Genomic DNA, 13,481 nt, shown 5'->3' with positions numbered 1-13,481 from the left:
CGTAGGGCCGATATAACCGGAGGGGGCCGGCATGAGACTGCTTCTCGTCGAGGACGACAACCACGTCGCGGCGGCCCTGTCCGCGGTCCTGGCCCGGCACGGCTACGAGGTCACACACGCCCGCAGCGGCGAGGAGGCACTCCAGGCGCTGGTCCCCGAGAGCGCCGGCTTCGGCGTCGTCCTCCTCGACCTGGGCCTGCCCGACCAGGACGGCTACGAGGTCTGCGCCAAGATCCGCAAGCGCACCGGCACCCCGGTGATCATGGTCACCGCGCGCTCGGACGTACGGTCCCGGATCCATGGCCTGAACCTCGGCGCCGACGACTACGTGGTCAAGCCGTACGACACCGGGGAACTGCTCGCGCGCATCCACGCTGTCAGCCGCCGCACCCCGCACCTGGACGACACCGGCGTCACCGAGACCGCGCTGCGCCTCGGCCCCGTGCACATCGAGTTCCCCACCCGCCGCGTCAGCGTGGACGGCTCCGTCATCCAGCTGACCCGCAAGGAGTTCGACCTGCTCGCCCTGCTGGCCCAGCGCCCCGGTGTGGTGTTCCGCCGTGAGCAGATCATCAGCGAGGTGTGGCAGACCAGTTGGGAGGGGACCGGGCGCACGCTGGAGGTGCACGTCGCCTCCCTGCGCTCCAAGCTGCGCATGCCCTCGCTGATCGAGACCGTGCGCGGCGTCGGGTACCGGCTCGTCGCCCCGGCCGCGTAGCGGGTACGGGTGCGCACACGTCTCCTTCCGCTACTCATCGTCCTGATGGCGGCCGTGCTGCTCGCGCTCGGTGTGCCGCTCGCGGTGAGCCTCGCGGCCGCACAGCAGCAGCGGGTCGTCGTCGACCGCATCGACGACACGGCGCGCTTCGCCGCCCTCGCACAGTTCGTCACCGACCGGCCCACCGGCTCCCGGGCCGACGTCACGGACGAGCGCGGCGAGACCCTGGCCGGTGAACTCCGCATGTACTACAGCGTGTACGGCATTCGGGCCGGCGTCTTCTACCGCGACGACACGCCCATGGCCAACGCGCCGGGGGACTGGTTCCTGCCCGAGAAGGGCGAGGGCCGCGACGCCTTCAACGAGGCCTTGCTCGGGCGGCGCAGCCACGATCCCGAGCAGGTCTGGCCCTGGCAGCGCAGCCGGCTCGTGGTCGCCTCGCCGGTCATCCGCGACGGTGACGTCGTCGCGGTCGTCGTCACCGACTCGCCCACCGGGCAGATGCGGTCGGGGATCCTGCACGGCTGGCTGTTCATCGGCGCCGGGGAGGTCGCCGCGATGCTGCTCGCCGTCGGCGCGGCGCTGCGGCTGACCGGATGGGTGCTCAGGCCCGTGCGGGTCCTGGATGCGACGACCCACGACATAGCGACCGGACGCCTGAAGTCCCGGGTCGCGGCGGCGGGCGGGCCGCCGGAACTGAGGCGGCTCGCCCGGTCGTTCAACGAGATGGCGGACAACGTCGAGCAGGTCCTCGAGCAGCAGCGCGCCTTCGTCGCCGACGCCTCCCACCAGTTGCGCAATCCGCTGGCCGCGCTGCTGCTGCGCATCGAACTGCTCGCGCTGGAACTGCCGGAGGGCAACGGGGAGATCGCCTCGGTGCGGACCGAGGGCAAGCGCCTCGCCCAGGTCCTGGACGACCTGCTCGACCTGGCGCTGGCCGAGCACGCGGAGGCGGACCTGCGGCTCACCGACATCGGCGCGCTGACCGCCGAGCGGGTCGCGGCCTGGGGGCCGGCCGCCGAGGCCAAGGGCGTACGGCTGACCGGAACCTGCCCGGCCACCACGGCCTGGGCGGACCCCGTGACCCTGTCCAGCGCGCTGGACGCGGTCATCGACAACGCGGTGAAGTTCACTCCCGCGGGACAGGACGTGGAAGTGGAGGTCGCGGCCGCCGGCGACACCGCCACGGTGGTGGTCACCGACGGCGGCCCGGGCCTCAGCGACGAGGAACTCTCCCGTGTCGGCGACCGCTTCTGGCGCAGCGCCGCCCACCAGAACATCAAGGGCTCGGGCCTCGGTCTGTCGATCACCCATACGCTGCTGGCGGCGGGCGGGGGTTCGATCTCGTACGCGCATCGCGAGCCGCACGGCCTCAGGGTGACGGTGTCGCTCCCGCGGACGGCGACGGGGGCGGGGCGCGCCGGGGTCTGAGGGACGCGCGGCCGGGGCAGGGCGCCATCAGCCTGTCCGGCGTTCGAGGACGAGACCGTTCAGGCCGATCGGGGGTCTGGAGCCAAGCCTCCAGGGGAGCACGCGACCACGTGGCGGGAACTACGGCTTCACCGACCGGTAGTACCGCCGCGCGCCGTCGTGCAGTTCCAGCGGGTCCGTGTAGATCGCCGTGCGCAGATCGACCAGCTGTGCCGCGTGCACCTGCGCGCCGATCCGGTCGCGGCTGTCGATGACCACGCGGGTCAGCTCGTCGGTCAGGTCGGCGTTCATGTCCTGACGCGTGACCAGGAGGTTGGCGACGGCCACGGTCTGCACGGAGACGCCCTGCTGTGCCTGCGGATAGGCGTCGGCGGGCATCACCGCGGCACGGTAGTAGCGGGACGCGCCGCCCTGCGCGTGCAGCTTCGCCACCAGGTCGCCGCCGATCGGCACCAGGCGGACCGGGAAGTGCTGCGACAGATCCGTGATCGCGCCGGTGGGCAGCCCGCCCGACCAGAAGAACGCGTCGATCCGGTGCTGCCTCAGCAGCCCGGGCATCGTCCCGATGCCGTCGGACAGCGGCGTGATGTCCTTCTCGGGGTCCAGCCCGGCCGCCTTCAGCACATGCTCCGCGATCAGCCGCACCCCGGAGCCGCCCGGCCCGACGGCGACCGTGCGGCCCTTCAGGTCCGCCACCGACCGCACGGCGGACGACCGCGGCACCACCAGGTGCACATAGTCGTCGTACAGCCGGGCGCAGCCGCGCAGCCGGCCGGCGCCGGGCCCGTTCTGAAGCCGGTACGTCTCCACCGCGTCGGCCGCCGCGATCGTGAAGTCCACCTTCCCGGTGGCCACCCGGCGCACGTTCTCCTGCGACCCGTCGCTGTTCTGCAGCCGTACGTCCAGCTGCGGCATGTCCCGGGCGATCGTCTGCCGCAGCAGGGTGCCGTACTTCTCGTAGACGCCGCTCGGGGTGCCCGTACTGAAGGTGACCGTGCCGCTCGGGGACTCCCCGCCGATCGGCAGCAGCCACCACAGCAGCAGCCCGAGGACCGCGCACGCGGCCGCCGAGCCCAGCAGCGCGCGGCGTCTGCCGATACGGGGGAGTGCCTGAAGCATGCGCGCGATCCTGCCAGGCCGCGGCCCCTCTGACCAGGCCGGGACCGACAAGGGGAGGGCGAAGGACGGGTGGAGGCGAACGGTAGGGTCGGCGGATGCGTCCTTCCCCCGCCTCCCTCGTCCGTGAGTTCCACCTCGCCTTCGGTCTCGACGTGCGTACCGAGCCGACGGAGGTCTCCCCGGAGCTGGCCGCGCACCGTGGTGAGCTGCTCGCCGAGGAGGCGGCGGAGGTCGCCGAGGTGTCCGTCACCGGCCCGCTCGACCGGCTGGCGCACGAGCTGGCCGACCTCGTGTACGTGGCGTACGGGACGGCCCTGGTGCACGGCATCGACCTCGACGCCGTCATCGCCGAGATCCACCGCGCCAACATGACGAAGATCGGCCCGGACGGCACCGTGTCGCGCCGGGTCGACGGCAAGGTCCTCAAGGGCGACCACTACCGCGCCCCTGACGTCTCGGCGGTCCTGCGCCGCCAGGGCTGGTCGCCAGCGGAGCGGTAGGGACAGCACCGCCCCGGCGTCCGGCTCTGCGGCCGTGGCCCGACGAGCCCGCCTAGACTGACCCCTTGCAAGGACGAGATGACCCCGGTGTGAACAGGAGGCCCACGGTGACGGCAGTCGGCGGTGGTTTCGAGGATCCGTCCGCCGAGGTGCTGTCCCAGGCGGCCGCCGCCTTCGGGCTGTTGGCCTCGTCCGCGCGGCTGCACATCGTGTGGGCGCTCGCGCAGGGCGAGAGCGATGTCACCGGGCTCGCCGAGCGGGTCGGCGGCGCGCTGCCCGCCGTGAGCCAGCACCTGACGAAGCTCAAGCTCGCCGGACTCGTCGGCTCCCGCCGTGAGGGCCGCCGCCAGGTGTACTTCGTCGACGACGCGGACGTCGTGACCGTGGTGCGCCTCCTGGTCGGCCGGCTGACCGACCGTGCCGCCCGGGCCGACGTCCCGGCACCCCGGCTCCGTGGTCTCTGAGACCGCCGCGGCGCCGGCACCCCCGCCCGGCCCGGACCCCGGCGCCGGCGGCCCCACGTCCCTTCAGGAGCTGCGCCGCCTGGAGAGCAGTCTGCGCGGGCTCACCGAGGCGGAGGCGGAGGCCCGGCTCGGTGAGGCCGGGGAGAACGTGCTCCCCGAGGCCCGTACGGCCTCCTGGGCCCGGCGCTTCGTCCGCGGGCTGCGCGACCCGTTCACAAGTGTGCTGCTCTGCCTCGGCCTGGTCTCGGCGACCGTCACCGCCTGGGGCACCGCCTGTGTGATCCTCTCCCTCGTCGTGGTCAGCTGCGTCCTGCGCGCCACCGGCGAGCACCGGGCCGACCGCTCCATGGCCGCGCTGCGCGACCTGGTCGCCACCACCGCGACCGTGGTGCGCCGACCGGAGGCGGATCGTCCGCCGTGCGAGCGCGAGATACCGGCCGCCGAACTGGTGCCGGGCGACGTGATCCGGCTCGGGCCCGGCGACCTCGTCCCCGCCGACGTACGCCTGCTGCGCGTCGGCGGCCTGGCCGTGCACCAGGGGGCGCTCACCGGCGAGTCGGCGCCGGTCGCCAAGAGCGCGCCCGACGTCCCCGGCGCCTTCGGCGGCGGACCCTTCGCCCAGCCCCACCTCTGCTTCCAGGGGAGCAGCGTGGCCTCCGGCAGCGGCACCGCGCTCGTCCTCCACACGGGCGCCCGGACCCGGTTCGCGCGGGCCCACGGCACGCCCGCCGCACGCGGGGCGAGCGCCTTCGACCGGTCCGTGCACGGCATCTCCTGGGTGCTGATCCGGTTCATGCTGCTCACCCCGCCGCTGGTCCTCATGGCGGGCGCGGCGCTGCGCGGCCGGGGCCTGCAGACGCTGCCCTTCGCCGTCGCTGTCGCCGTCGGTCTCACCCCCGAGATGCTGCCGGTCATCGTCACCACCTGCCTGGCCCGCGGCGCCTCCCTGCTCGCCCGCAGCCACGGAGTGATCGTCAAACGTCTGCCGGCACTGCACGACCTCGGCGCCGTCGACGTGCTGTGCCTGGACAAGACCGGCACCCTCACCCAGGGCCGGCCGGTCGTCGAACGCGCCCTGGACGGCGACGGCAAGGACGCGCCCGAGGCGCTGCGCTGGGCGGCCGTCAGCGCCTGGTGGACCCTCCAGCTCGCCGACCTGCCCGCCCCGGACGCCCTGGACGAGGCGATCCTTGACGCGGCCGACGGTGCCTGGGAGGACTGCCAGGGCGTGGCCGCGCTGCCGTTCGACCCGGTCCGCCGGCGCGCCACCGCCGTGGTCCGCGGCGGCCTCGGCCGGCACGTCCTCGTCGTCAAGGGCGCCGCCGAGGACGTACTGGAGCGCTGCGCGCTGGAGCCCGCCGAGCGTGAGCGCCTGCTGGCACGGGCCGCGCGCGAGGCCGGCGACGGCCTCAGGGTGCTCGTGGTCGCCACCGCCGACCGTCCCGCTCGCACCCGCCCCTACACCCCCGCCGACGAACGCGGCCTGACCTTCCGCGGCTTCGTCACCTTCCGGGACGCCCTCGCCCCGACCGCCGCCCGCGCCCTGCGGGACCTCGCCGCCCGCGGCGTCACCGTGCGGATCCTCACCGGCGACCACCCCGGCACCGCGGTCCGCGTCTGCCGTGACCTCGGCCTCGACCCCGGCCGGGTGCGGGCCGCGGGCGCCCCGGACGACGCCGCCGCGACCGTCGTCGCCCGCTGCACCCCCGAGGACAAGGCCCGGATCGTCACCGACCTGCGCTCGGCCGGGCACACGGTGGGCTTCCTCGGCGACGGCGTCAACGACGTGCCCGCGCTGCACGCAGCCGACGTGGGCGTCGCCCCGCGCGACGCCGTCGACGTGGCCCGCGAGAGCGCGGACGTCGTCCTCGTCTACAAGGACCTCACCGCGATCGACCACGCCGTCGCCGCCGGCCGTCACGCCAGCGGCAACATCGCCTCGTATCTGCGTGTCACGCTCTCCTCGAACCTCGGCAACGTCGTCGCGATGCTCGCCGCGGGCCTGCTGCTGCCCTTCCTGCCGATGCTCCCGGCCCAGGTCCTCGCCCAGAACCTGTGCTTCGACGCGGCCCAGCTCGCCTTCGCCTACGACCGCCCCGCGGCTCGGGCCCTCGCCCGGCCCACCGTGCTGCGACCGCGTGACTTCCTGCGCTTCATCACCGGCTTCGGACTGCTCAACGCGGTCGCCGACCTCGCCACCTTCGGCGTCCTGGCGCTCGCGCTGCACGGGCCGGACGCGCTCGACGACCACGCGGTGTTCCACTCGGCGTGGTTCACGGAGAACCTGCTCACCCAGGCCCTGGTGATGCTGCTGCTGAGGTCCGGCCGGCGTGTCGCGGAGGGGCGCACGCCGGGCCCGCTCGGACGGGCCGCGGCCGTTCTGGCCGCCGTGGGGCTGCTGCTGCCGCTGTCCCCGCTGGGCTCCGTGCTCGGCCTGACCGCGCTGCCGGTGGCGTACTACCTGCTGCTCGCCGCCGTCCTCGCCCTGTACGCGCTCGCCCTGTGGGCGGTCAAAGCGCGCTACGAACGACGGTCCGGCGCGCAGCGCTGACCGGCCGGTCGGGTTCTGTCGTTTCCGCTCGATTCGTCTTCGGCTCGGCTTCGCCGCCGACCACGGGTTGTACAGTTGCGCAACGTAGCAACCAACATGGCACGGGCGAGCGGCGAGAGGCGTCCTCGGCCGACGCGAGGAAGGGCGGGCGCGACATGCTCCGTAACGGACTGGAACCCTGGCACCTGCTGATCGTGGCGATCGTCGTCATCGTGCTGTTCGGGTCGAAGAAGCTCCCGGACACCGCCCGGGCGCTGGGCAAGTCGATGCGCATCCTCAAGAGCGAGGCGAAGGCGATGAAGGACGAGAACGCGTCCGCGCCCGCCGCCTCCGCGCCCACTCCGGTGGAGCCGACGGCCGTCCGGACCTCCGCGGAGACGGCCACGGAGCGGCCGCCGGCCGCCGCCGGCTGAGGCCGCGCCCGTCAGGGGCTGGCGCTGTCGTAGCCGTAGGCCAGTGGCTCGCAGTTCACGCCCAGCTGGCGCCGGTAGACGTACAGCGCCTCCACGCGTACGCCGTCCGCCGGGGACTCCACCCGGCACGGGTACGTCACCTGCAGCACCGAGGGCCGGCCCGCGACCTGCATGCGCAGGCCGTCGGCCGGCCCTCCGGCGAGCACCGCCGTCTCCCACTTCGTCGCGACATGAAGATCCATGTCTGAACTTTAGAGTTGCGCAACCGCTGAAGTGTTGTGAGGTGCGCCACTGGTCCGGCGTCGGACGCTCCGGCGGCTCGCCTGCGGTCAGCTGTTGGCGTTGAGGACCGGGTAGTAGCCGTTCGCGTGCCCGGTGGCGGTGGGGTGGTACGACTCCCAGCTCGGCGATGCCACCAGAGAGTGCAGCCAGCCGTCGCCGGAGCACAGCTCATGGCCCTTGAAGGTGGTGCGCACATCGCCGAAGACGAAGCCGTGGGCGGCGGCCCGGCCGGCGATGACGCTGTCCAGGACGTCCGCTGCCTCGTCGATCTTGCGGTGCTTGGTGTCGCTGAGGCCGACGCAGAAGACGTCGAGGGTGTACACGTGCGGGTAACCCAGTACGACCACCTTGGCGTTGGGCGCCTTGGCGCGGATCGCGTCGTAGGTGGCGTCCAGGCGGGCGGGCAGTGTGTTCCGGGCGTAGCTCTCGGCCTGGTCGACGCGGTTGACGCAGTCGGAGTCCGAGCCGGTCACACAGGTGGTCATGACGTCCGAGAAGCCCGCGTCGTTGCCGCCCACGGTGAGCGAGACGAGCCCGGTGCCGGAGTTCAGCGGGCCGAGCTGGCTGCCCGTGACATCCGTGGTGGCCGCGCCCGAGCAGGAGGTGTCGGCGAACGAGGATGGCGCGTGGGCGTTCTTCCACAGGTAGGGGTAGGCGCTGAAGCTGCGGTGGCAGTCGGCGCTCGAACTGTCGTAGTTTCCCGCGCCGTTGCCCGCCGAGTACGAGTCTCCCAGCGCGACGTACGCGGGTCCGGCGGCATGTGCCGGACCGGTGAGTACCAGGCTGAACATGATCGCGAGGCTCAGCGTGGCAAGGGCTGACAGCGACTTGATGCGTCTCACGAAACCTCCCAGAGCGGGAAAGCCGGCTCTCATGTCGTACAGCGGGCAACCACTCATGGGAAGTGTTCATGCCAAGAATTCTCCCTGCATAGGCGTCGCGTTCAGGGTTTGCCGGGGCGTGGAGTGCGGGTGCCTGCGTTCTTCCTCTCACTCCTCCTCCACCGGAACTCCCCGCTCCCGTTGCATACCGGGATCCGCCCGTCACCCGGTGTTCATGTGACGCCGTGTGGAATGTTGGATTCCGGGAGAACGCTCCTCGCGTGAGACGTATCGCAGGAATCGTCCTGGCGGTGCTGCTGATCGGCGGCGTGGTGGCAGCCGTCGTGGCGGGCCGTGAGGGACGGGACACGGGCACGGCAACGAAGACCGTGCGAGGCGTGATCGGATCGGAGAAGGCGGACTTCTTCGCCGATCCCGCCGTGGTGAAGGCCCTTGCCGCCAAGGGCTACACCGTCAGGACCGAGACGTCCGGCTCCTGGGCCATGGAGGAACTGAACCTCAAGGGCTACGACTTCGCCTTGCCCTCCAGCCAGGCGCCGGCCGACGCGCTGGCCGCCAAGTACCACGCGCGGCAGCCCCTGCCGCGGCCCTTCTACTCGCCGCTGGTCGTCGTCGCGCACCGCAGCGCGGCCCAGGTGCTCGCCGAGAACGGGCTCGCCACCCTCGACCACGACCGCGGCACCCTCCACATGACCGCCTACCTCGACGCCGCGCGGCACGACCGCACCTGGCAGCAGCTCAAGGGTGCCCAGGCGCACGCTGAGCTGACCGGGACCCTCTACATCGCGACCACCGATCCGGAGACCTCCAACTCCGGCGCTCTCTACCTCGCCGCCGCCGGCTACGTGGCGAACGGCGGCCGGGTCGCGGCCGGAGACGCCGACGTCGACCGCACCGCGCCCCTCCTGCGCAAACTCATCAGCGTCCAGGGCGCCCAACAACCCAGCACGGACGCCGCGTTCCGCGACTTCGTCAGCGGCGTCGGCAACCCGCTCGTCCTGGTGTACGAGTCCCAGGTGGCGTCCCTGCTGCGCGAGGGCCACGGCGCGGACGACCTCACCGTCCTGTACCCGGACACCACGGCCAACAGCGACCACACGGTCGTGCCGCTCACTCAGACGGGCCGCGCCCTCGGGGAACTCCTAGGCGCCGACCCCACGCTGCGCGAGCTCGCCGTCCGGCACGGGTTCCGGCCGCAGGGCGACGCCGCCGAGTTCACGGCGGCCACCGCCCCGTACACCTCGTACCTCAACCAGAAGCTGACCGGTATCCGGCAGGCGCCCGTGCCCACCTCCGCGGTGCTGCACGAGATGGCGCGCCGGGCCCGGAACCAGGGGGACCAGACATGACCGGCATCGACAACGACAGTTTCACCCTCACGCCGCCCGAGCCCGTCGCGCCCGTGCCGCGCGAGAAGGCCGGCGGGCTCGTACCGCTCGACGCCTCCGTCCGTGCGGAGATGGCCCAGAAGGCCGCCGCCTACGTGGACGGGCTCGCGGCCCTCGACGCCCGTTCCCCCGAGTTCGCCGGCAAGGTCGGGGAGATCACCGCTCTCGGCGCGAGCGACATGCGCACCGCCGCCGCCCAGTCCAACCGCATGCTGGAACGCACCCTGCGCAGCCTGCCCGGCAAGGGCGAGGACGCCCAGTCCAGGGTCGGCGGCTCGCTCGTCGAACTGCGGCGTGTGGTCGAGGACCTGGACCCGCGCGACCTGCCGGCGAGCAAGGGGCGGAAGTTCCTCTCCCGGCTGCCCGGGGGCAACAAGCTGCGCGACCACGTCGCCAAGTACGCCTCCGCACAGGGCACCCTGAACAAGATCGTGGGATCCCTGCGCGGCGGTCAGGACGAACTGCGCCGTGACAACGCCGCCCTGCAGACCGAACGCGTCCGCCTGTGGGAGACCATGGGCAAGCTCCAGGAGTACGTCGTGCTCACCGAGGCCCTGGACACGGCCGTCGAGCAGCACGTCTCCGGCGTCGAGGCGACCGACCCCGCACAGGCCGACACCCTCCGCGCCGACGTGCTCTTCCCCGTCCGCCAGAAGCACCAGGACCTGCTGACCCAGCTCGCGGTGTGCGCGCAGGGCTACCTCGCCATGGACGTCGTACGGCGCAACAACGACGAACTGATCAAGGGCGTCGACCGCGCCGCCATGACCACCGTCTCCGCCCTGCGCATCTCGGTGATGCTGGCCTCCGCCCTCGACGACCAGCGCAAGGTCGTCGACCAGGTGAACGCCCTGCGCGGCACGACGGAGGACCTGGTCCGCGGCAACTCCGAGATGCTCGCCACCCAGAGCGGCGAGATCCAGCGCATCGCCGCCGATCCGGCGGTCGGCGCGGAGACCCTCCGCTCGGCCTTCCAGCAGATCTACCGCACCCTCGACGCCATCGACACCTACAAGGTCCAGGCCACCGAGACCATGGCGGCCACCGTGGAGTCGCTGACGGCGGAACTGCAGCAGGCGAGCGCGTATCTGGAGCGGAGCCGGTCGCAGGGGGCGCTGGAGGGAGGGCTCGCATGAGACGGAGACGGCATACGGCAGTGCTCGCCGGGCTCGTCGCCCTGCTGACGGCGTGCACGGCACAGAAGCACAGCGCCGAGGGCAACGTCGACAACGGCGCCCCGCAACCCGGCACCCTCCGCATCCTCGCATCGAGCGAACTCAGCGACATGACCCCGGTCCTCGACCAGGTTCGCACGTCCACCGGCATCACTGTTCGCCCCACCTACATGGGCACCCTCGACGCCGTGGACCTGCTTGCCAAGGGGAAGGTGGACGGGCGCTACGACGCGCTGTGGCTCTCCTCCGACGACTACCTCCGGCTGCGCCCCGACGCCGCGAAGAAGATCGTCTCCGAGACGCCGGTCATGTCCAGTCCGGTCGCCATCGGGGTCAAGCCGCAGACGGTGAACGCCCTGCGCTGGAAGCCCGACCACGTGACGTGGTCGCAGATCGAGCAGGCAGTGCGGGACGGCAGGCTGACCTACGGCATGACGGACCCGGCCCGCTCCAACTCGGGCTTCTCCACGCTGATCTCCGTGGCCTCCGGGCTGTCCGGCGCCCAGTCCGCCCTCACCGACGCGGACGTCGCCAGGGCCACCCCGCAGCTCAAGGAGTTCTTCAAGGGACAGAAGCTCACGTCGGGCTCGTCCGGATGGCTCGCCTCCGCCTACGCCCGCCGAGACGACGTCGACGCCCTGCTCAACTACGAGTCCGTCCTCAAGGGCATTCCGGGCCTGACCGTGATCCGCCCCCGCGACGGCGTCGTCACCGCCGACTACCCGCTCTCCTCCCTGGCGTCGACGAGCCCGGGCATCCGCGAGGACGTCCGCCGCCTCGCCGACGCCCTGCGCACCCCGGCCGTGCAGCGGCTGATCACCGACCGTACGCACCGCCGCCCGGTGGTCGCGTCCGTGACGCCGGCCGCCGGTCTGGACACCGGTCGACGGCGCGAACTGCCCTTTCCCGGCACCCGTTCCGTCGCCGACCACCTCCTCGACTCCTACGAGAACACGCTGCGCCGGCCCTCCCGGACGGTCTACGTCCTGGACACCTCCGGATCGATGGAGGGCGACCGCCTCGCACGGCTGAAGAAGGCCCTTCTCGGTCTCACGGGCGACTTCCGTGACCGCGAGGAGGTCACGCTGATGCCGTTCGGGTCGGACGTGAAGAACGTGACGACGCATGTCGTCGAGCCGGCCGATCCGCAGCAGGGCCTGGGCGCCATCCGCGAGGACACCCGCGCTCTCGACGCCGGCGGCGACACCGCGATCTACACCTCCCTGGAGAAGGCGTACCGGCAGCTCGGCGACGACCGCGACACCTTCACGTCGATCGTGCTGATGACGGACGGCGAGAACACCACCGGATCCGAGGCCGGCGACTTCGACACCTTCCACCGCCGACTGGACGGCCACCAGCGCGACATCCCCGTCTTCCCCATCCTCTTCGGCGACTCCGACCGGGCGGAGCTGGAGCACATCGCCGAACTCACCGGCGGCCGCCTTTTCGACTCCCGGAAGGAGTCGCTCGACGGAGCCTTCGAGGAGATCCGTGGCTACCAATAGGCTCATGCGCTACGTCGAGTCCCGGAAGAACCTCAGCGGGAGCGCCCTGGGACTCGTCGGCCTCGTCCTCACCTTCACGGGCGTCGCGGGCGCGTACTGGCCCCTCGTGGTCGCCGGTCTCTACGGAGTGGGCGCACTGATCGCGCCCCCCGAGCGCCCGGCGCCGCCCGACTTCCCCGACCCCTCCGCACAACTGGGCGAACTGCGCGCCGACTTCGAGAAGCTGCGCGGCTATCTGGCGGACGTCGAGCTGCCGCCCGCCGCCTCCGGGCGGCTGACCGAGCTGACCGAGCTGCTGGCCGCGCTGCTGGACCCCGGCTGGGCCGCCGAGGTGCTCGCCCAGGACCCCGAGGGCGTGCACATGCTGTCACGGGCCGTGCGGCAGGACGTACCGGAAGCCGTCGACACGTTCGTGCGAACCCGCTGGTGGAGTCGGCTGGCGCCGGGGCAGGAGCCCCCGGAGCGCCACCTGGAACGACAGCTGGGCCTCCTCCACGACGAGGCGGCCCGACTGGCCGCGGCCGTACGGGAGACCGAGGCACGGCGGCAGGAGACCCACACCCGGTATCTGGAGGACCGCTCGCAGTGAGCTCACGGCTGCCTCCCGGCCGGAAGGGCCGGATCAGGCGCGTCCGTGCGTCATGTGCCCCACGTACGCCACCTGCCTCAGGCGCGGCTCAAGTCTGTCCGTGACGAAGGCGGCCCGGCTCCCGCATGTCTCCGGCCGCTGTCCGACGCCGCACACTCGGGGTCGAACGGAGCGCGGCCCACCACGCCGGGTCAGGGAGAGGGCGCTGACGGGCAAGCCCCTCTGCACGCACAGGCACGACGACCGTCCGGCCGGTGCCTACATTTCCGGAACCCAGACAGTTGCCGGAACGAAGAGGCGCCCATGCAGTTCGGAATTTTCTCGGTGGGGGACCTCACCCCCGATCCGACCAACGGCCGTACCCCGTCGGAGCACGAACGCATCAAGGCGATCGTCGCCATCGCGTTGAAGGCGGAGGAGGTCGGTCTGGACGTCTTCGCGACGGGCGAGCACCACAACCCGCCGTTCGTGCCGTCTTCCCCGACCACGATGCTCGGCTAC

The 13,481-nt window shown here is 72.2% G+C and carries 14 protein-coding genes; 11 read left to right on the top strand and 3 right to left on the bottom strand.

Going from position 1 to position 13,481, the window contains the following annotated elements; genetic code table 11:
* The first annotated feature begins 31 nt into the window (after positions 1–31).
* Both AB0N14_RS33510 and AB0N14_RS33505 read left to right on the top strand, forming a co-directional pair.
* The gene (locus AB0N14_RS33510; RefSeq protein WP_366029471.1) at positions 32–718 is read left to right on the top strand and encodes a response regulator transcription factor; all 687 of its coding nucleotides are present in this window, start codon (positions 32–34) and stop codon (positions 716–718) included.
* A gap of 9 nt (positions 719–727) precedes the next feature.
* Positions 728–2,149 (top strand): HAMP domain-containing sensor histidine kinase, encoded by a 1,422-nt coding sequence (locus AB0N14_RS33505; RefSeq protein ID WP_366029470.1) that lies wholly within the window; start codon positions 728–730, stop codon positions 2,147–2,149.
* 120 nt (positions 2,150–2,269) lie between these two features.
* On the opposite strand, the gene AB0N14_RS33500 is transcribed toward AB0N14_RS33505, so the two are convergent.
* Positions 2,270–3,268: a TAXI family TRAP transporter solute-binding subunit gene (locus tag AB0N14_RS33500; RefSeq protein WP_366029469.1), complete on the bottom strand. Its 999-nt coding sequence runs from the start codon at positions 3,266–3,268 to the stop codon at positions 2,270–2,272.
* A gap of 95 nt (positions 3,269–3,363) precedes the next feature.
* On the opposite strand from AB0N14_RS33500, the gene AB0N14_RS33495 reads away from it, so the two are divergent.
* From AB0N14_RS33495 to tatA, 4 genes are all read left to right on the top strand, one after another.
* The gene (locus AB0N14_RS33495; protein ID WP_366029468.1) at positions 3,364–3,768 is read left to right on the top strand and encodes a MazG nucleotide pyrophosphohydrolase domain-containing protein; all 405 of its coding nucleotides are present in this window, start codon (positions 3,364–3,366) and stop codon (positions 3,766–3,768) included.
* A 107-nt stretch (positions 3,769–3,875) separates the two neighbouring features.
* Entirely contained in the window at positions 3,876–4,232 is a 357-nt protein-coding gene (locus AB0N14_RS33490; RefSeq protein WP_366029467.1) for a metalloregulator ArsR/SmtB family transcription factor, read from the top strand.
* Complete coding sequence (mgtA, locus tag AB0N14_RS33485) at positions 4,222–6,783, top strand: magnesium-translocating P-type ATPase (RefSeq protein WP_366029466.1); 2,562 nt, start codon at positions 4,222–4,224, stop codon at positions 6,781–6,783. The genes AB0N14_RS33490 and mgtA overlap by 11 nt, the downstream gene beginning before the upstream one ends.
* Positions 6,784–6,938: 155 nt before the next feature.
* On the top strand, positions 6,939–7,196 hold the full coding sequence (tatA, locus tag AB0N14_RS33480; protein WP_366029465.1) for a Sec-independent protein translocase subunit TatA: 258 nt from the start codon (positions 6,939–6,941) through the stop codon (positions 7,194–7,196).
* An 11-nt stretch (positions 7,197–7,207) separates the two neighbouring features.
* Here tatA and AB0N14_RS33475 read toward each other — a convergent pair whose 3' ends face one another.
* Entirely contained in the window at positions 7,208–7,438 is a 231-nt protein-coding gene (locus tag AB0N14_RS33475) for a hypothetical protein (RefSeq protein ID WP_366029464.1), read from the bottom strand.
* Between the two features lie 87 nt (positions 7,439–7,525).
* Positions 7,526–8,269 (bottom strand): SGNH/GDSL hydrolase family protein, encoded by a 744-nt coding sequence (locus AB0N14_RS33470; protein ID WP_366029497.1) that lies wholly within the window; start codon positions 8,267–8,269, stop codon positions 7,526–7,528.
* A gap of 311 nt (positions 8,270–8,580) precedes the next feature.
* Between AB0N14_RS33470 and AB0N14_RS33465 the strand changes: the two genes are divergently transcribed.
* The 5 genes from AB0N14_RS33465 to AB0N14_RS33445 form a co-directional block, all read left to right on the top strand.
* The gene (locus AB0N14_RS33465) at positions 8,581–9,669 is read left to right on the top strand and encodes a substrate-binding domain-containing protein (RefSeq protein WP_366029463.1); all 1,089 of its coding nucleotides are present in this window, start codon (positions 8,581–8,583) and stop codon (positions 9,667–9,669) included.
* The gene (locus AB0N14_RS33460) at positions 9,666–10,844 is read left to right on the top strand and encodes a toxic anion resistance protein (RefSeq protein ID WP_366029462.1); all 1,179 of its coding nucleotides are present in this window, start codon (positions 9,666–9,668) and stop codon (positions 10,842–10,844) included. The genes AB0N14_RS33465 and AB0N14_RS33460 overlap by 4 nt, the downstream gene beginning before the upstream one ends.
* The gene (locus tag AB0N14_RS33455; protein ID WP_366029461.1) at positions 10,841–12,391 is read left to right on the top strand and encodes a substrate-binding and VWA domain-containing protein; all 1,551 of its coding nucleotides are present in this window, start codon (positions 10,841–10,843) and stop codon (positions 12,389–12,391) included. The genes AB0N14_RS33460 and AB0N14_RS33455 overlap by 4 nt, the downstream gene beginning before the upstream one ends.
* Positions 12,392–12,395: 4 nt before the next feature.
* Entirely contained in the window at positions 12,396–12,980 is a 585-nt protein-coding gene (locus AB0N14_RS33450; protein WP_366029496.1) for a hypothetical protein, read from the top strand.
* Positions 12,981–13,283: 303 nt separating this feature from the next.
* Positions 13,284–13,481 (top strand): LLM class flavin-dependent oxidoreductase (locus AB0N14_RS33445; protein ID WP_366029460.1); only part of this gene is annotated, 198 nt, incomplete at its 3' end.

Origin of the sequence: Streptomyces sp. NPDC051104 (genome assembly GCF_040682835.1) — a bacterium.
GTDB classification, from domain to species: domain Bacteria; phylum Actinomycetota; class Actinomycetes; order Streptomycetales; family Streptomycetaceae; genus Streptomyces; species Streptomyces cynarae.
This window is presented reverse-complemented; position numbering and strand designations above follow the sequence as displayed.

What these genes read in the sequence shown, in the direction of transcription:
- AB0N14_RS33500 (WP_366029469.1), bottom strand. Translation starts at nt 3,268, where the DNA reads ATGCTTCAGGCACTCCCCCGTATCGGCAGACGCCGCGCGCTGCTGGGC.
- AB0N14_RS33495 (WP_366029468.1), top strand. Translation starts at nt 3,364, where the DNA reads ATGCGTCCTTCCCCCGCCTCCCTCGTCCGTGAGTTCCACCTCGCCTTC.
- AB0N14_RS33455 (WP_366029461.1), top strand. Translation starts at nt 10,841, where the DNA reads ATGAGACGGAGACGGCATACGGCAGTGCTCGCCGGGCTCGTCGCCCTG.
- tatA (WP_366029465.1), top strand. Translation starts at nt 6,939, where the DNA reads ATGCTCCGTAACGGACTGGAACCCTGGCACCTGCTGATCGTGGCGATC.
- AB0N14_RS33475 (WP_366029464.1), bottom strand. Translation starts at nt 7,438, where the DNA reads ATGGATCTTCATGTCGCGACGAAGTGGGAGACGGCGGTGCTCGCCGGA.
- AB0N14_RS33510 (WP_366029471.1), top strand. Translation starts at nt 32, where the DNA reads ATGAGACTGCTTCTCGTCGAGGACGACAACCACGTCGCGGCGGCCCTG.
- AB0N14_RS33460 (WP_366029462.1), top strand. Translation starts at nt 9,666, where the DNA reads ATGACCGGCATCGACAACGACAGTTTCACCCTCACGCCGCCCGAGCCC.
- AB0N14_RS33450 (WP_366029496.1), top strand. Translation starts at nt 12,396, where the DNA reads ATGCGCTACGTCGAGTCCCGGAAGAACCTCAGCGGGAGCGCCCTGGGA.
- AB0N14_RS33470 (WP_366029497.1), bottom strand. Translation starts at nt 8,269, where the DNA reads ATGTTCAGCCTGGTACTCACCGGTCCGGCACATGCCGCCGGACCCGCG.